The following is a 16,857-nucleotide window of genomic DNA, read 5'->3' on the forward strand; positions in this document are numbered from 1 at the left end:
GGTAGTCCACCCGGACGTCAGTGTAGGCGGCGGCCCTCCTCCCGTGGAGGCGCTCACCGGGGGCGGATCCGCGCGCCGTCGGCCGCCCCCCGCCCCCCGGCCTCACGCCTTACGGGCCACTCCGCCGTACATCGCCACTTCCGCCGGGGCCGACTGGGTCTCCTCCTCGGGCCGCCAGCGGTTGCATGAGACGACGCCCGGTTCCAGCAGCTCCAGGCCGTCGAAGTAGCGCCGCACCTGCTCCGGCGTCCGCTGGGTGAGCCGGGGAGTGCCGTGCTCGTTCCAGAAGGCGACCGCCGCGTCCACGTCCGGCATCGACGGGCTGGAGATCGTGTGCGACAGCGCGAGATGGCTTCCGGACGGCAACGCGTCCATGAGCCGTCGCACCACGCGGTACGACTCCTCGTCGTCCTCGACGAAGATGACGACGCCGAGCAGCATCAGCGCGACCGGCTCGGAGAAGTCGAGTGTCTGCGCCGCCTGCTCCAGGATCGCGTCGGTGTCCCGCAGATCCGCGTCCAGATAGTCGGTCCGGCCCTCGGGCGTACCGGTGAGCAGCGCCCGCGCGTGGACGAGGACCAGCGGGTCGTTGTCCACGTACACGATGCGGGCGTCAGGCCGGATGAGCTGCGCCACCTCGTGAGTGTTGTTCGCGCTCGGCAGCCCGGTGCCGATATCGAGGAACTGCCGAATGCCCGCCTCGGTGGCCATATGGCGCACGGCCCGGCCGAGGAATCGCCGGTCGGCGAGCGCGTAGTCGCCGATGCCGGGGTGCAGAGCCCGGATCTGGTCGCCGGCCTCCTGGTCGACCGGGTAGTTGTCCTTGCCGCCGGTCCAGTAGTTCCAGATCCGGGCGGTGTGCGGGCGTGTGGTGTCGATCCGGTCATGGATCTGCGCATGGTCTGTCACGGTCGGAACCGTAGTCAACTCCTCGGCCCAGCAACAGGGTTCAGCCTCGACTCAGCCTGCCGGCGGCCGAGTGGTCCCACTGGTCCGGCACGACCGGACGGCTTCTCCTTCCGTGGCGGAGGAGGGCACTCACAGGTGGAGGGACGACCGCCGCCGCGGTCTCGTCACGGGCGCCTCAGCCTTCCTGGGCGCCACCGCACGCGACGTCTTCGGCTCGTACGGGGTGGTCCGGACGACCCTGAGCACGATCTGCCTCGTCGCGGCCCTGATGGCACTGGTCGTACGCGCCACCCCGCGTCCCGCCCAGCCTGTTCAATCGGCCCATCCGGCCTCCCCGTACACGGGAAGCGCCCCCGTGGCGAGGTCGAACGCCGGCGGCTCGGGAAGCGGGACGGCCTCCCCGTACGTGCCGGGCAGCGTGTGCCGGTAGCGGGCCCCGTCGGGCGCGGTGTGCAGAGCCCAGGTGCCGCGGCGGGGATCGACGACCAGGAGGGCCCGTACGTACGCGACCGCGTACCAGTCCGGCTTGCCGCCGAGCTCCCGTGCCTTCTCCTGCCGTGGCACGACCTCGACGGCGAGTGCGACGTCCTGCGTACGGACGGTCCGGTCGGCGGCGTCCACGCCGTCGGCCAGGGCGACGACGTCCGGCACGGCGAAGTCGTCGAGGTCCATCGGCATCCGTACGGACGGGGCTTCGACCACGGTGGCGTACGGCGCGATGCCGGTGACCAGGTGCCGCACGACGGCCGCACGGGTCGCGCAATCGGTGCGGGACAGCACGAGGCTGCCCGCGAGGATCTCCACGCGTAAGTCCGTGGCCCGCGAGATCAGGCGCGCCACGTCGCGCGGGCTGCGCGGCAGCACGCGTCCGAGCAGGCCGCGCCGCGTCAACGCGCACCGCCCAGCTCGACCCAGAGCAGCTTCCGGCCCTGCGGCAGCCGCGTCGCGCCCCACGCGTCCGCGCACACGGCGACGAGGCAGAGCCCGCGACCGCCGGGCGCCTCCGGCTCGGGTCGGCGCGGCAGCCCCTCGAAGGGCGGCGGTACGTCGGGGTTCGAGTCCCACACCCCGAGCCGCAGCCGCCCCCGTTCGGGCGCGCGCAGTCGGAGGCCGTACGGGCCTTCGGTGTGCACGAGCGCGTTGGTCACGAGCTCGGAGGCGAGCAGCTCCGCGGTCTCGGCGAGACCGGCGAGGTGGTGAGCATGGAGGACCGCCCGCAGAATGTGCCGGGCGATGCCGGGCGCCCGGGGATCCTGCGGGAGTTGAAGGGCGTAGGTCCAGGGCGGGGCTACGGTGGTCATGGAAGTCCCCTCGTCGGAGGTCGCGTTGAGGCTGCGGTGGTGGTTGCCCGGTGACCAGGTCGCTCCGTCGAGCGGGGTTCTTCCAGGCGGGTGGCCTGAGAAAGAGGCTAGGGCTAAGCAAAGAACCTTTGCATCGATTCGAGGAATTCCATGCTTGAATCCCTCGTGTGGGTGACCCTCACCCCTGACACCGAAGGAGTCGCATGGCTGCGAGGCCGGCCCCAACAGCGCGGCGTGTTCGTCTCGCCGCCGAGCTGCGGCGACTTCGTGAGCGGGCCGGCATGACCGCCACCGAGGCCGCCAAGGAACTGGGCACCAGCTCTGGCCAGTTGAGCAACGTCGAGACCGCACGATTCGGCGTGAGCGCGGACCGGGTCCGAGCCATGGCCCGCGCCTACTCCTGCTCGGACCAGGCGTTCATCGACGCCTTGGCGGCCATGGCGACCGAGCGGAGCCGAGGGTGGTGGGAGCAGTACAGGGACATCCTCCCGACCGGCCTGCTCGACCTCGCCGAGTTCGAGCACCACGCCGTCGGGCTACGCACGGCATACACCGCCCACATCCCTGGCCTGCTCCAGATCGCCGACCACGCACGCGAGGTCTTCCGCCAAGTCGTGCCCGAGCTGACACCACCGGAGATCGAACACCGGGTGTCCCATCGCATCAAGCGCCAGGACGTCATCTACCGGTCGAGCCCGATCCCGTACGGGGCGGTGGTGCACGAGGCCGCTCTCCGGATGCAGTTCGGCGGTCCAGCGGTCGCGCGCAGGCAGCTGGATCACCTGCTCGACATGAGCCGGCGGCCACACATCACATTGCGCGTGATCCCCTTCGCCAAGGGCGCGTTCCCCGGCTCCGGCCAGTCCCTGGCCTACGGACTCGGCCCCGTTCCCCAGCTCGACACCGTCCACCTCGATCAGTCGCACGGGCCCGTCCTGCTCGACGCAGAAGCGCAGCTCACCCGCTACCGGACCCTGCTCGATCGGATGGAGGCCGTCGCCCTGGCGCCCGAGGCGTCCCAAGACTTCATCCAGAAGATTGCCCACGAACTGTGAAGGGACCGGACGTGCTCGAATCCGCCTGGCAGAAGTCCTCGTACTGCGGCGAGGGCGACGCCTGCCTGAACGTCGCTGCCGACGCCACCGGCGTCAGACTGACCGAGAGCAGCGACCCCGACGGGCACATACTCCGCACCACCCCCGCCGCCTTCGCGTCACTGACCCACGCGCTCAAGACGGGCGACCCGAGCCCCGACATACACGTCACCCGCACCACCGACGGACTGGTCCGCGTCGGCGGGGTCGTCACGACGACGCCCGAGAAGTGGGACGCGTTCGTGCTCGGCGTACGGGCCGGCGAGTTCGACCACTTCGGCCACTAGCCACGCGCCCCCGCCCCGCCACGCCCACAAGCGCAACGGAGGGCCGCCCTCCTGGTCTTGATGGTCGCGGCTCCGGGCCGTGCGTCAAGGGCGCTCGGTCGTTCCTCCCTCGCGTCGCTGCGCGATGGGCTGCGCCCACCCTTGACTCCCGCCCCTGCGCCGCTTTGAACGCTCTTGGGAGGGCGGCCGGGGGGAAGTGGCCGCCCGTCGGGCTGTCTGTGGGGGGCGCCGTGGGGGTCTGCGGCTCGTGGGTGGGGCGCGGCAGTGCTGTGGGGCGGCTCGGCACCGGCTCAGCGACTGCGGGCGGCCGTTCGGCTGGGGCTCATGCCCCGCTGGTCGCCGTCCGAGGTCGTGGCCGGTGGCTGCCTCCCGCCCCATGAAGGCCCCGGGAGGAGCCGATCGCCCCCGGGGCCGGTAGCCGGGAAGCAGTGAACGAGCCCTTCACCAGGGCCGGGGCCGCGAAAGGGGCGCATTGCCGTCCTGTTGAAGTTGTCATCGGCTACGGACACTTTGAGGCCCGATTTGGGCGGTATCGGTGTCCGTAACTGCTGACAACTTCCCAGAGCCCCCTCGATCCTCCCCGATCAGCCCCTCCCCACCCACCGGTCGGTGACCAGCGGGGCCTGAGCCCCAGCCGGACGACGACCGTCACCCGCCGAGCCGAGCCAGGTCGCCCCACGCCACTGCCGCACCCCCACCCACCGGCCCGCAGGCCGGGAACCGACCCCAGCCGGGCGCCACCTGAACCGGCAGCCCTTCCCCCGGCCGCCCTCCCAAGAGCGTTTCCAGCGGCGTAGGGGCGGGGGTCAAGGGTGGAGCGAAGCGCAATCGCCGCAGGCGACGCGAGGGAGGAACGACCGAGCGCCCTTGACGCACGGCCCGAAGCCGCGACCATCAAGACCAGGAGGGCGGCCCCACGCCGGCCGGACGACCGGGCCCGACTCGGGAGGCGTCCGCCACACTCACGTACCCGACCCCCGAGACTGGTCTGGACCTCTGTCCGCTACCCTGTGTCACACACAGCCCAGAAGGCTGAAGTCGACCCACGGTCAAACCCCCTCCCGGCGACCACGGCAGGGGCCGGCAACACAGCACCACAGGAGCAACACGTGAAGAACGCTGCGAGCGTGACGGACACAGCCGACACGAAGGACGCGCGCAACGGGGGAGAGTCGGGCCGCCGCAAGGATGACTCCGGCGGCATGATCGCGACGCTGACCTTTGTCGTACTGCTCGCCGTCGCCCTGGGCCTCCTCGGCTACATGGTGGTCAGCGGCTGACCCGACAGGGCCAGGCAGAAGAACCAAGGCGGTGCGGGTCCGGTCTCGGACCCGCACCGCCTTCGTCGTGCCTCCGGCACGCCCACTAGGGACGAACCACCCCAAAGGTGGAACAACGACAGTCGTTGCCCGAGGTCACCCTCCGTGATACACAGAGTGACCATGCAGACAGTCGCACCAACCCGAACCGCGCCGCCGCAGGTCAGGGCGGCTGGTTCGGTCATACGTGCGGAGATCGGGTAAAGAGACCCTCCAAGTCGGCATACGCGGGCGGTTTCATCAGCGAAGATAGAACCAAGGGCCTGTGCCGAGGGGCGCGGGCGGCTAACAACCCAACAGGGGCGGTGAGTTACATGATCCTGGCAGCGGAAAAGGGCGACATCACCACCATCATCGGCGGAATCGCCCCGAACTGGGGGCCGTTCGGAAGCCTGGGCAACGAGGCTCGGGTGATGATCGAGGTCGTGATGGCCATTGCCATCCTCCTCTGCCTCGGCATCGCGATCTGGGGAGCGGCCAAGCAGCGCATCGGCGCGACGGCGCTGCGCGACACGTTCAGTGCCGAACAGGGCAAGGGCCTGATCGTCGCCGGCCTGACCGGCGTCTTCATCATCGGGTCACTGGGGACCTTGTTCACCATCGTCTACGGGATGGCTGTCTAAGCGTCCGTCAGTCCTCCGGGCTCGCCCCGGGCCCACCCTTCGAGGTTGCGTCTCCCTGATGTCGAGTCACCACAGCATGTCCGCGCGGCAAGCAGTACGTCCACCACTGGTTGAGGGGGCCTGGGCGACATGAGCCTCGGCGACGATCACGGCTACGGCGGCGAGCCGGGCGGCCGTACGAGCGAGGGCTTCGGCGGCTCGGGCCAGACCCGCACCCGCCTCCCGGGCAGCGGCGACGCGGACATCTACGGAGGCGCCCGCCGCCCGGCGCGCAGCGGCTCGCGCTCGCTCATCACCGTGGTGGGCGTGGTGGTGCTGCTGATCGCGGCGATCGCCTTCGCCAACCGGGGTGGCGGCGGCGGGGGCGACGACGACGCGCCGGGCAGCGCGAAGGAGCCGGCGGCCCAGCCGACGGCTCCTTCGGGCGTCCGCCCGGTCAAGGGCGATACCGGCGGCATCCCGACGGGCTACGCGCGGGACGAGCAGGGGGCGCAGAGCGCAGCCGCGAATTACGCGGTGGCGCTCGTCTCGGCGGAAATCCTCAAGCCCGACCGGCGAAGCGACATCGTGCGGCAACTGTTCGTCGCGGACAAGGTCCAGGAACTCGAAGGCAAGCTCGATCGAGCCTACGACAAGACGTTCCTGGACAAGATCGGTCTCGACGCGAACGGCAACGCCGCTCCGGGCATGACCTACGTGTCGCGCACCGCGCCCGTCGGAACCAAGGTCACCAAGTACGCCGGCACCAGCGCAACCGTCGAAGTGTGGTGCACGGGCGTGTTCGGTACCGCGGGGGTCAGCTCCACGAACCCGGTGACCAACGATTGGTTCACCATGACTCTGGAGCTTCGGTGGGCCGACATGGACTGGAAGGTCGCAAGCTTCTCCCAGAAGGACGGCCCCGCACCCGTGAACGCTGACCGTACAGCTTCCAGCGCCGACGAAATCGCCAAGGCAGTCGAGCAGTACGGAGGGTTCACCTATGCCCGGTAGCCCGCGCCGCGCATTCACTGTCGCCTCGGCGCTTGCCGCTGTGCAGGCAGCGGTGTTCGTGGGAGCGACGAGAGCCTTTGCCGAACCGACGCCCACTCCGTCCGACGAGGACAAGTGCGACCTCATCGTTGGCCCCGCCCGCGACTACTGCGAAGACGGCGAAGGCGCCTCCACCCCCGGCCGGTCAGGCCTCGACGCCGATCCCGGCGCCGCGCTCGACCCCCTGTCGTCGCTCGCGCGCGGCTGCGCCGATGCCGCGTCGTGGACGATCGGGAAGTTGTCAGAGGCCGTCGAGTCGACGGCCACCGTCGACTTCACGAACCTGACGTTCCTCGCGCACTACGCCATCGTCTTCGCCGCCGCCTCCATCCTCACGCTGCTCCTGTGGCTGCTGGCCGTCGCCAAGCGGGCCGTCCGGGGCGTGCCGTTCATGACCGCGGTCTCGGAGGCCGTCGGGTTCCTCTGGCTGAGCGTGCTCGCCTCCGCCTTCACGCCCCTGATCCTCTTCACGCTGGTGTCCGTCACCGACAGCGTCACCGAGGTCATCGCGGGCGGCACGGCGCAGCAGACGGACATGTTCTTCGGGAACTTCTCCAAGGCGCTCGCCAAGGGCGACGACATCGGCGGCGGGCCGATCATGCTGATCGTCGTCTCGCTGGTGACGATCCTCGCCGCCGGCGTGCTGTACCTCGAGCTGTTCATCCGCGCGGTGCTGCTCTACGTCGGCGCGCTGCTCGGCGTCGTCGTGTACGCGGGCCTCGTCGACAAGAACATGTGGGGCCACGTCCGCCGCTGGGCCGGGATCATGATCGCGATCATCCTGGTCAAGCCGGTGATCGTGATCGTGCTGGGCCTCGCGGGCGCGCTGTCCGCCGACGACGGGCCCGACTCGTTCTCCGCGGTCGTGTCCGGACTGGCGATCATCCTGCTGGCCATCTTCGCGTCCGCGATGATCTACCGCTTCGTCCCCGGTTTCGGCGACGAGATCGCCTCCTCCCGCAACAACCGCATTCAGAACGGCGCCGAGAACAAGGCGGCCGCCGTCATCAGCTCCCCCGCGGCGCTCGTGTCCCAGGGCATCAAGACCCACAGCACCCGCGGCAACCAGAACACCGGCGACGGCGGCGGCAGCAGCCCCCGCCCTGCCAACCCCGCCTCCGGCGGCATGGCGGCCCACGGCAGCCGTGGCTCGGAGGGGGCGGCGGGCGCGCCCGCGCCCCGTAACAGCAGTCCGACCAGCGGGACCCCGCACGGCAATCGCAACAGCACAGGAGGTGGCCGGCGTTGACGACCCAGTCCCATCCGATCACGCCCCGCCGCACGTACCTCATCGGCCGGGCCCGGCCGAACGCGGTCATCGGCAAGAACCGTGAGACCGGCGAGATCGCGCTGATCATCGCCGGCGCGTTCCTCGGCATGATGAGCGGGCTGCTGGTCCCCGTCCTGTCACTGCGCATCGTGCTGCTGATGGGCTTCCCGATGCTGGCGCTCGCCGCCGTCTACGTCCCGTACAAACAGCGCACCTTCTACCGATGGTTCGAAATCAACCGCAGCTACAAGCGGTCCCTGCGCAACGGCGGCACCCTCTACCGTTCCGGCGCCGTCGAGGCGGGCACCCGGCTCGACGGCCGGGAGGTCGAGGTCGGGCCGCCGCCGGGGATCGGGCGCATCAACTGGCTCGCCGCGCCGTTCGGCCCCGACGAGATCGCCGTGCTGCTGCACGCCGACCGCCGGACCGTGACCGCCGCGATCGAGATCGAGGGCCCCGGCGTGGGCCTGCGGGACAGCGAGGACCAGGAGGCCCTGGTCGACCGCTTCGGCACGCTCCTGAAGCATGTCGCCAACGGCGACGGCTTCGTGACGCGGATTCAGATGCTGGCCCGTACGCTGCCCGCCGACCCGGACGCCCACGCAAAGGACGTCGCCCAGCGCGGCGACCGGACCGCCCCCGGCTGGCTCAAGGAGTCGTACGACCAGCTCCAGTCGATGGTGTCGACCTCCAGCGAGCAGCACCGCGCCTATCTGGTGGCGTGCATGCACTACTCCCGCGAACTGGCCGCGGAGGCGCACACCATGGCCCGCGCCGCCAAGGCGGCGTCCGGGGCCCGGCGGCTCGACAAGGACGCCGGTCTCGCCGTCGTCATGGCCCGTGAACTGACCGACATCTGCGCACGGCTGGCGGAGGCGGACATCCGGGTGCGGCAGCCGCTCGGCCAGTCCCGTCTCGCGTCGCTCCTGCACTCCATGTACGACCCGGACCACCCCATCGACCACATCCAGGCGATGACGAAGCGGAACGCCTGGCCGGCCGAGCTGGACGCCGTCGAGCCGACCTACCTCCAGGCGAAGACGCGCGAGTCGTCGACCCGGGCCCCCTGGTGCCACTCGACCGCGTGGGTCAAGGAGTGGCCGATGACGCCCGTCGGCGTCAACTTCCTGGCCCCGCTGCTGGTCCACACCCCGGACGTGATCCGTACGGTCGCGGTCACCATGGACCTCGAGCCCACCGAGGTCGCCATCGAGCGGATGCTGACCGAGAAGACCAACGACGAGGCGGACGCCAGCCGCGCCGCCAAGATGAACCGGACCATCGACCCGCGCGACATCGCCGCGCACGGCCGGCTCGACCAGCGGGGTGAAGATCTCGCGAGCGGTGCGGCGGGGGTCAACCTCGTCGGGTACATCACTGTGTCGTCGCGTTCCCCCGAGGCCCTGGCCAGGGACAAGCGCACGATCAGGGCCTCCGCCGGCAAGTCGTACCTGAAGCTGGAGTGGTGCGACCGCGAGCACCACAGGGCCTTTGTGAACACCCTGCCGTTCGCGACCGGCATCCGCCGATAGGGGCCCGTGTGATGCGAGATCCGCTGTCCGTCCTCACGGATGCCTTCACCTCCTTCCTCTTCGGGAAGGTGGAGACCACCCGTCAGCCCGTCCGTACGTCGACGGGCCAGGCCCAGGCCGTCTACCTGCCGACCGCCGCGCCCGGCCTCGGCGACTCGGGTGTGATCATCGGCCGCGAGGTCTACAGCGGCAAGGGCTACATCTACGACCCCTTCCAGCTGTACGGGCAGCAGCTCCCCGCCCCCCACTGGCTCGTCCTCGGCGAGTCCGGCAACGGCAAGTCCGCCCTCGAGAAGACGTACGTGCTCCGGCAGTTGCGCTTCCGCGACCGCCAGGTCGTGGTGCTCGACGCGCAGGGCGAGGACGGCGTCGGCGAGTGGAACCTCATCGCGCAGGAGCTGGGAATAACCCCCATCCGGCTCGACCCGATGACCGCCCTCGACGGCGGCATCCGGCTCAACCCGCTCGACCCGTCGATCACCACGACCGGTCAGCTGGCGCTGCTTCGCACGATCATCGAGGTCGCCATGGGGCACGGCCTCGACGAGCGGGCCGGCTTCGCGCTCAAGGTGGCGCACGCGTACGTCAACACGAGCATCACCGACCGGCAGCCGGTCCTCACCGACATCGTGGAGCAGCTCCGGCACCCGAAGCCGGAGTCCGCGGAGGCCATGAACGTCGACATAGACGACGTCCGCGCCTGGGGCCTCGACGTGGCGCTGGTCCTGGACCGGCTCGTCGACGGCGACCTGCGCGGCATGTTCGACGGGCCGACCACCGTCGGCATCGACCTCGACGCGCCGCTGATCGTCTTCGACCTGTCGCACATCGACCGCAACTCCATCGCGATGCCCATCCTGATGGCGATCGTCGGCGTCTGGCTGGAGCACACCTGGATCCGCCCCGACCGCAAGAAGCGCATCTTCCTGGTGGAGGAGGCGTGGCACATCATCAACAGCCCGTTCGTCGCCCAGCTCTTCCAGCGGCTGCTGAAGTTCGGACGGCGGCTCGGCCTGTCGTTCGTGGCGGTGGTCCACCACCTGAGCGACGTGGTCGACGGGGCGGCGGCGAAAGAGGCCGCGGCGATCCTCAAGATGGCCTCGACCCGGACGATCTACGCCCAGAAGGCCGACGAGGCACGGGCCACCGGAAAGGTGCTGGGACTGCCACGCTGGGCCGTGGAGATCATCCCCACGCTGACGCCCGGCATCGCCGTGTGGGACGTCAACGGAAACGTCCAGGTGGTCAAGCACCTGATCACCGAGGCGGAACGCCCACTGGTCTTCACCGACCGCGCCATGACCGAGTCCTCGGTCCCCGCGGTACCGGAGCACGTACAGGCCGCGGAGTGGGAGGCGGAACAACGCGCCCAGCTCATCGAGCAGCAGCAGCTCGGCGAGTCGTCAGAGTCGACGGTGGCGTGAGATGTACGAGGGCGGCCGTGAGGGCCAGGCACGGCGTGAGGGAGGCGTGCCCGACGGCCTGCTGGTCGGGCTGCTGGCCCTCCTCCTCGGCCTGACGCTGCTCGTCTGGTCGGCGACGGGCCTCGCCGGTCTGTTCACGCACGGCTCCTGGCCCTCCGGGGTCACCTTCACCAACACCCCGGCGGCCATACGGTCACTCGCCGGCGCCCCGCAGGACCTGGCCGCCGCCTGGCCCGCCACCCCACCGGGCGAGCTCTCCGGGTACGGGCTGTTCTGGGGGCTGCTCATCGGGCAGCTGATGGTGCTGATCGTGCTGACGGTGTTCACGCTGGGCACGGTGGCGCGCTGGCGCGCGGTGCGGGCGGCAGCGCGTGCAGAGGCGCGTACGGCGGGACGTACCGAGGCGCGTGAGCCCCGGCGCGTACGGAGCTCGGAGCGCGCGCCGGAGCCGCCCGTACAGGAGGTGGCCGTACCGGAGGCCCCCGTCCGGCCGGTACCGCAGCCCGCGCCCGCCCCCGGTCCCGTCGCGGACGCGGCCCCGGAAACGCCGACCCTCGCCCCGCCGCCCGCCGTCCCGGCGCCCCGTGCCCGGACACCCCGTGTCCTGTACGCCGATCCCGCCGGCCGGCGGCCCGCCGCCGTCCAGGCGCTCATCGACGCCGAGGGCCCGGCGCTCGTCGTGACCTCCGACCCCGCCGTGTGGGCCGAGACCAAGGACGCGCGGGCCAAGCTCGGGCCGGTACTGGTCTACGACCCGGGGCACCTGTGCGACACCCCCGCCCGGCTGCACTGGTCGCCCACCGCCCACTGCGAGGACGACCGTACGGCCGCCGCCCGCGCCGGCGCGCTGCTCGCGCCCGTACGCCCCCGGGCGCTCATCGACGCCGCCGTGGCGGACACCGCGGAAACGCTCATGCGCTGCTGGCTGCACGCCGCGGCCGTGGACGGACGCCCGTTCCGCCAGGTCCACCGCTGGGCGCAGGGCAGCGGCGCCCACGAGCCCGTACGCATCCTCCGCACCCACCCGAAGGCCGCCGGCGGGCTCGCGGGGCTGCTCGAGTCGGCGCTCACCGCCCATCCGGAACGGCGCGAGATCGCCCAGGAGTTGACCGCACGCGCGCTGTCGGCGCTCTCCTCCGTCCACATCCGCGAGGCGTGCACCGCGAATCGAACGGATCTGCTCGCCCTGGAATCATTCGTGAACGAAGCGGGCACGCTTTATGTCGTGGGTGAACCGATCGAAGATCCTCGCACCCACCCCGGCGCGATGCCGCTTCTCACGGCACTCGCCGCAGACGTGGTCGAGCACGGCCGCCGCATGGCCGCACGGTCATCCGACGGTCGGCTCGACCCACCAATGACCCTCGTGCTGGACGACGTCGCGGCCGTCGCCCCGTTCCCCGGGCTCCCCGAACTGCTGGCCACCGGCGACGTCCTGGGTATGCCGGCGCTCGCCCTGCTCCGCTCCCCCGAACAGGCCCGCGCCCGCTGGACCGCCCCCCTGCCCCAGTCCTGACCCATGCCTCTCGGGCGCTGAGCGCCCGTCAGTCCTGGGACGGACGCCGGATCTCGTACTCCTCCGCCATCTCGTCGTCCGGCACCGGCGCACTCACGCCGCTCGGTACGAAGCCGACCTTGCGGTAGAGCGCGGCCGCCCTGGCGTTGTCCGAGTGGAACAGCAGCCGCACCCGCTCCACAGGCGGCGAGTCCAGCGCCCACGACCACTCCAGCGCCCCACGGAACAGCGCCTCCGCCAGCCCGCTGCCCCGCGCCTGCTGCCGTACGAACACGCCCACCACGTGCGTCTGCTCGACCGGGGCCGGCCTGCCGATCACGGCGCTGCCCTCGTGCTCGACCAGCACACTCGCCGTGCCGTCCCACCGGCCGTCCGGCGCCTCGGCCACGAACTGGACGACGTCCACCCCCGCGGCGGCATTGGCCGTGCGCTCCTGCCAGAACGAGTCGGGCCGTGCGAGCGCCTGCTCGTACGACTCGTAGAAGGCGATGGGGGCGAGCGGGTCCTGAAGGGCTTCGAGCCGCAGGTCGCGGGCCTTGGCCCACTCCTCGGCACGCACGCGCCGGATGATGTATTCCATCCCCCGATACTGGCGTCGGCGGCACCCCTGAGCAACGCCGTTTTCCCGTCGTACCCCGGTACTACGCCCGCTCCCCGACTGCCGCCCACGGTCGGACGCCCGGCCCCGGCCGCCTCCGTAGCGTCGACGTCATGACCAGGCCACACGGCATCGAAGCCGTCCACCTCACCAAACGCTACGGCGCCAAGACCGTCGTACAGGACCTCACCTTCAGCGTCAGGCCCGGCTCCGTGACGGGCTTCCTGGGACCGAACGGAGCCGGCAAGTCCACCACCATGCGCATGCTCCTCGGCCTCGACGCGCCCACCCGCGGCCGCGCCACGATCGGCGGCCGGCCCTACGCGGCCCACCCGGCGCCCCTCACCGAGGTCGGCGCCCTGCTGGAGGCCCGCTCGATCCACCCCGGGCGCACCGCAAGGAACCACCTGCTCGCCCTCGCGCACACCCACGGCATCCCGCGCTCCCGCGTCGACGAGGTCATCGCCCTGACCGGCCTCACCGATGTGGCGGGACGCCGGGTCAAGGGCTTCAGCCTCGGCATGGGCCAGCGTCTCGGCATCGCCGCCGCCCTGCTCGGCGACCCGGCCACCCTCATCCTCGACGAACCCGTCAACGGCCTCGACCCGGAAGGCGTCCTGTGGATCAGGACGCTCCTGAAGTCCCTGGCCGCGGAGGGCCGTACCGTGCTCGTCTCGTCCCACCTCATGAGCGAGATGGCCCTCACCGCCGACCACCTCGTCATCGTCGGCCGCGGCCGGCTGCTCGCCGACACGACCGTGGAGGCGTTCGTACGGGACTCCGGCGCAAGCGCCGTGAAGGTCGTCTCGCCGGAAGCGGCCACGCTGGTCACCCTGCTGGACGGCCCGGGCGTCGACCTGGAACGGACCGCCCCCGGCGAACTGCTGGTACGCGGCACGGACAGTGAGACCGTCGGCCGCACCGCCGCCGCCCACGGCATCCCGCTGTACGAACTCACCCCGGTCACCGCCTCGCTGGAGCAGGCTTTCATGGACCTCACGCACGACGCGGTCGAGTACCAGACCACCCCCCTCGAAGGAGCAGCGGCATGAACGCGTACGCCCTGACCCCGAAGCGGGTGCTGCGCTCCGAATGGCACAAGCTGTGGACGCTGCGCTCGACCTGGATCACGCTCCTGACGGCCGGCGTCCTGACCCTGGGCATCGGCCTGCTGATGGGCGCCACGTACGAGACGGGCGGCGGCGACGGCGACGTGGACGTCGTCGTACTGACGCTGATCGGCGTCCAGTTCGCCCAGATCGCCTTCGCCGTGCTCGGCATCCTCGTCACCGCCGGCGAGTACTCGACGGGCATGATCCGCGCCTCGATGACCACGGTGCCCCGCAGGCTCCCGGTCCTGTGGTCCAAGGCCGCGGTCTTCGGCGCGGTCACCCTCGCCATCACGCTCCTCACCGCCTTCGTCACCTTCCCGGCGGCGCAGCTCTTCTTCGCCGGTACCGACCAGGAGGCGTCGCTCGGCGATCCGGGCGTGGTCAGGGCCCTTGTGGGCAGCTCGGCCGGGCTCACCCTGCTCGGACTGATCGCCCTCGGACTGGGCGCGCTCGTGCGGTCCGTCCCGGGCGCGATCGGGGCGTTCATCGGCGGCGTCATGATCCTGCCCGAGGTGATGGTCATGCTCCCGTACGACGTCGTGGCGGACGCCGTGGAGTACTTCCCGGCAAAGGCCCTGGAGTCCCTGATGTCTGCTGAACCCGTCCACGGGGCGGCATCGCCGGGCGGAGCGCTGCTGGCCCTGACACTCTGGGCGGCGGCGACACTGGCCCTCGCCGGTGCGACGCTCAAGCGCCGGGACGTCTGAGACCGTCGTGTACGAGGATGTGGGGGTGCGCATGGCCCAGCAGCGGAACGACCCGCCGTCAGCCGGCCCCGCGCAGCAGGGCTGGTCGACGGGAGCCCGGCCGCTCACCGGCCGGCTGCACCGCCTCACCGAGCGAATCCGCTCCCTCGACCGCCGCCGCCCGCTGCTGTGGGACCTGCATCTCACCGGCGCGTCCGTGTTCGCCGCACTGGTGGACACGGCTGGCGGCTGGCGAAACGTCGCCTTCAACGACGAAGTGCCGCTCTGGCTCGTCGTTCTGATGAGCCTGGGCTTCTCGGTCCCGCTGCTGTGGCGGCGCGGCCACCCGCTCGCCGTGCTGCTGGTCATGCTGCCGTTCTCGCTGGTCAACGCCGCGAGCGGGGCACACCTCCAGGCGTCGTTCCTGCAGATGATCGCCGTCTACAACATCGCGCTGCGGCTGCCGCTGCGGACCCTGGTGTGGTCATTCGGCACGGTGCTCGTGCCGCTGGCGGTGGGGGCCACGGTCTACCCGGTGGGCAGCTGGGACCAGCAGTTCGTGCCGATGCTCTACAGCTTCGCCCTGGTCGCGCTGCTGGGGCTGGTGGTCCGCTCGAGAAGGAGTATCTGGCGTCCCTGGTGGAGCGGGCACGGCAGCTCGAGGTGGAACGGGACCAGCAGGCGCAGCTGGCGGCGGCCGCGGAACGGGCCCGGATCGCCCGGGAGATGCACGACATCATCGGCCACAACCTGTCCGTCATCACCGGCCTCGCGGACGGCGGCGCCTACGCGGCCGCCGGCTCCCCGGAACGCTCCGTCCAGGCGCTCGAGGCCATCGGCACCACCAGCCGCCAGGCGCTGACGGAACTGCGCCGGCTGCTCGACGTACTCCGCGACGAGGCCGAGTCCCGGCCCGTCGCGGAGCTCGCGCCACAGCCCGACCTGACCGACCTGGACCGGCTGGTCGAGCGGGTGTCGCGAGCAGGACTGCCGGTCGCCCTCACGGTCGACAAGAGCCCCGAACCGCTGTCGGCGGGCAAGCAGTTGGCGGTGTTCCGGGTCGTCCAGGAAGCCCTGACCAACACGCTGAAACACGGCGGTCCGAACGCCACGGCCACGGTGGAGGTACGGCACGCGGCCGACGGAGTCACCGTCACGGTCACCGACACCGGCGACGCCCCGGCCACCGCTGCGGGCGCGGGCCGCGGCCTGACAGGAATGCGGGAACGAACCGCCCTGTACGGCGGCACACTTGAGGCCGGCCCGCTGCGCCGGCCCGGTGGCGGCTGGCGCGTCCGTCTCTCCCTCCCGAAGGACACCGACCAGTGACGACCGTGCTCATCGCCGACGACCAGCCCATGCAGCGCTTCGGTTTCCGCATGCTGCTGGAGAGCCAGGACGACATGACGGTGGTCGGCGAGGCGGGTAACGGCGCGGAGGCCGTCCGCGCGGCAGGCGAACACCGCCCCGACGTCGTCCTGATGGACATCAGGATGCCCGGCCTCGACGGCATCGAGGCGACCCGCCGCATCGTCGCCTCCGGTGCCCGCACCCGCGTACTGATCGTGACGACGTTCGACCTGGACGAGTACGCGTACAAGGGGCTACGCGCCGGCGCGAGCGGCTTCCTCATCAAGGACGCCCTGCCGGAGGAGCTGCTCTCCGGCATTCGCGCGGTGGCGGCCGGAGACGCGGTCGTCGCACCGAGCCTCACGCGCAGGCTTCTGGACACCTATGTGCAGCATCTTCCCGAGACGGGGGACGGCGGCGTGGGCACGACGGCTCCGGACGAGCGTCTGGCGCGGCTGACCGAGCGGGAGCGGGAGATCCTGACGGTCATCGGCCAGGGCTGGACGAACACCGAGATCGCGACGCGGCTGCACCTCGCCGAATCGACGGTGAAGACGCATGTGAGCCGCATCCTGGCGAAGACGGGCGCGCGGGACCGGGTCCAGGCCGTCATTCTGGCGTACGACACCAGGCTGGTGAATCCGTCGTGAGTCGGTCCTGAATCCGGCCTTGAATCCGGTGGCCGTGATTGGGTCGTGAACGCAGGAAAGCCCCGCACCAGAGGTGCGGGGCCTTCCCACAATAATTGTTCGGCGGCGTCCTACTCTCCCACAGGGTCCCCCCTGCAGTACCATCGGCGCTGAA

16 protein-coding genes and 1 pseudogene are annotated in these 16,857 nt (G+C 71.0%); 13 read left to right on the top strand and 4 right to left on the bottom strand.

Features of this window, described 5'->3' with window-relative positions; all coding sequences use genetic code 11:
* Positions 1-102: 102 nt before the first annotated feature.
* The 3 genes from ACWD01_RS23780 to ACWD01_RS23790 form a co-directional block, all read right to left on the bottom strand.
* Positions 103-909, bottom strand: coding sequence for an SAM-dependent methyltransferase (locus ACWD01_RS23780; protein ID WP_451164801.1), 807 nt, complete (start codon positions 907-909; stop codon positions 103-105).
* Positions 910-1,221: 312 nt separating this feature from the next.
* Positions 1,222-1,773, bottom strand: a complete 552-nt coding sequence (locus tag ACWD01_RS23785) for a Uma2 family endonuclease (protein WP_451164802.1) — start codon at positions 1,771-1,773, stop codon at positions 1,222-1,224.
* 23 nt (positions 1,774-1,796) lie between these two features.
* Positions 1,797-2,210, bottom strand: coding sequence for an ATP-binding protein (locus tag ACWD01_RS23790; RefSeq protein WP_451164803.1), 414 nt, complete (start codon positions 2,208-2,210; stop codon positions 1,797-1,799).
* 203 nt (positions 2,211-2,413) lie between these two features.
* Here ACWD01_RS23790 and ACWD01_RS23795 point away from each other — a divergent pair, with 203 nt between their 5' ends.
* The 9 genes from ACWD01_RS23795 (at position 2,414) to ACWD01_RS23835 (ending at position 12,307) form a co-directional block, all read left to right on the top strand.
* Positions 2,414-3,265, top strand: coding sequence for a helix-turn-helix domain-containing protein (locus ACWD01_RS23795; protein WP_451164804.1), 852 nt, complete (start codon positions 2,414-2,416; stop codon positions 3,263-3,265).
* 11 nt (positions 3,266-3,276) lie between these two features.
* Positions 3,277-3,591, top strand: coding sequence for a DUF397 domain-containing protein (locus tag ACWD01_RS23800; protein ID WP_451164805.1), 315 nt, complete (start codon positions 3,277-3,279; stop codon positions 3,589-3,591).
* A gap of 1,127 nt (positions 3,592-4,718) precedes the next feature.
* Positions 4,719-4,871: a hypothetical protein gene (locus tag ACWD01_RS23805; RefSeq protein ID WP_451164806.1), complete on the top strand. Its 153-nt coding sequence runs from the start codon at positions 4,719-4,721 to the stop codon at positions 4,869-4,871.
* Between the two features lie 353 nt (positions 4,872-5,224).
* Positions 5,225-5,533: a hypothetical protein gene (locus tag ACWD01_RS23810; protein ID WP_005315450.1), complete on the top strand. Its 309-nt coding sequence runs from the start codon at positions 5,225-5,227 to the stop codon at positions 5,531-5,533.
* Positions 5,534-5,662: 129 nt separating this feature from the next.
* Positions 5,663-6,526, top strand: coding sequence for a hypothetical protein (locus ACWD01_RS23815; RefSeq protein ID WP_451164807.1), 864 nt, complete (start codon positions 5,663-5,665; stop codon positions 6,524-6,526).
* Entirely contained in the window at positions 6,516-7,814 is a 1,299-nt protein-coding gene (locus ACWD01_RS23820; protein ID WP_451164808.1) for a hypothetical protein, read from the top strand. Before ACWD01_RS23815 ends, ACWD01_RS23820 begins: the two co-directional genes overlap by 11 nt.
* A complete protein-coding gene (locus ACWD01_RS23825; protein ID WP_451164809.1) occupies positions 7,811-9,367 on the top strand; it encodes an SCO6880 family protein in 1,557 nt (518 codons plus the stop codon). The genes ACWD01_RS23820 and ACWD01_RS23825 overlap by 4 nt, the downstream gene beginning before the upstream one ends.
* 11 nt (positions 9,368-9,378) lie before the next feature.
* A complete protein-coding gene (locus ACWD01_RS23830; RefSeq protein ID WP_451164810.1) occupies positions 9,379-10,791 on the top strand; it encodes an ATP-binding protein in 1,413 nt (470 codons plus the stop codon).
* Between the two features lies 1 nt (position 10,792).
* On the top strand, positions 10,793-12,307 hold the full coding sequence (locus ACWD01_RS23835; RefSeq protein ID WP_451164811.1) for a type VI secretion protein: 1,515 nt from the start codon (positions 10,793-10,795) through the stop codon (positions 12,305-12,307).
* 28 nt (positions 12,308-12,335) lie between these two features.
* Here the strand turns inward: ACWD01_RS23835 and ACWD01_RS23840 are convergent, their stop codons facing one another.
* On the bottom strand, positions 12,336-12,887 hold the full coding sequence (locus ACWD01_RS23840) for a GNAT family N-acetyltransferase (RefSeq protein WP_451164812.1): 552 nt from the start codon (positions 12,885-12,887) through the stop codon (positions 12,336-12,338).
* Positions 12,888-13,018: 131 nt separating this feature from the next.
* On the opposite strand from ACWD01_RS23840, the gene ACWD01_RS23845 reads away from it, so the two are divergent.
* The 4 genes and pseudogenes from ACWD01_RS23845 to ACWD01_RS23860 all read left to right on the top strand — a co-directional run bounded on the left by ACWD01_RS23845 (position 13,019) and on the right by ACWD01_RS23860 (position 16,703).
* Complete coding sequence (locus tag ACWD01_RS23845) at positions 13,019-13,957, top strand: ABC transporter ATP-binding protein (protein WP_451164813.1); 939 nt, start codon at positions 13,019-13,021, stop codon at positions 13,955-13,957.
* On the top strand, positions 13,954-14,724 hold the full coding sequence (locus ACWD01_RS23850) for an ABC transporter permease (protein ID WP_451164814.1): 771 nt from the start codon (positions 13,954-13,956) through the stop codon (positions 14,722-14,724). The genes ACWD01_RS23845 and ACWD01_RS23850 overlap by 4 nt, the downstream gene beginning before the upstream one ends.
* Positions 14,725-14,755: 31 nt before the next feature.
* Positions 14,756-16,032, top strand: a pseudogene (locus tag ACWD01_RS23855) (sensor histidine kinase).
* Positions 16,029-16,703 carry a response regulator gene (locus tag ACWD01_RS23860; RefSeq protein WP_451164815.1) on the top strand — a complete coding sequence of 225 codons (675 nt, stop codon included), beginning with the start codon at positions 16,029-16,031 and terminating at the stop codon, positions 16,701-16,703. The pseudogene ACWD01_RS23855 and the gene ACWD01_RS23860 overlap by 4 nt, the downstream one beginning before the upstream one ends.
* Positions 16,704-16,857: the final 154 nt, after the last annotated feature.

This window comes from Streptomyces sp. NPDC002835, assembly GCF_053591995.1.

Coding starts and splice junctions, on each gene's coding strand:
- ACWD01_RS23820 (WP_451164808.1), top strand. CDS start 6,516: ATGCCCGGTAGCCCGCGCCGCGCATTCACTGTCGCCTCGGCGCTTGCC.
- ACWD01_RS23795 (WP_451164804.1), top strand. CDS start 2,414: ATGGCTGCGAGGCCGGCCCCAACAGCGCGGCGTGTTCGTCTCGCCGCC.
- ACWD01_RS23830 (WP_451164810.1), top strand. CDS start 9,379: ATGCGAGATCCGCTGTCCGTCCTCACGGATGCCTTCACCTCCTTCCTC.
- ACWD01_RS23815 (WP_451164807.1), top strand. CDS start 5,663: ATGAGCCTCGGCGACGATCACGGCTACGGCGGCGAGCCGGGCGGCCGT.
- ACWD01_RS23850 (WP_451164814.1), top strand. CDS start 13,954: ATGAACGCGTACGCCCTGACCCCGAAGCGGGTGCTGCGCTCCGAATGG.
- ACWD01_RS23835 (WP_451164811.1), top strand. CDS start 10,793: ATGTACGAGGGCGGCCGTGAGGGCCAGGCACGGCGTGAGGGAGGCGTG.
- ACWD01_RS23840 (WP_451164812.1), bottom strand. CDS start 12,887: ATGGAATACATCATCCGGCGCGTGCGTGCCGAGGAGTGGGCCAAGGCC.
- ACWD01_RS23810 (WP_005315450.1), top strand. CDS start 5,225: ATGATCCTGGCAGCGGAAAAGGGCGACATCACCACCATCATCGGCGGA.
- ACWD01_RS23845 (WP_451164813.1), top strand. CDS start 13,019: ATGACCAGGCCACACGGCATCGAAGCCGTCCACCTCACCAAACGCTAC.
- ACWD01_RS23790 (WP_451164803.1), bottom strand. CDS start 2,210: ATGACCACCGTAGCCCCGCCCTGGACCTACGCCCTTCAACTCCCGCAG.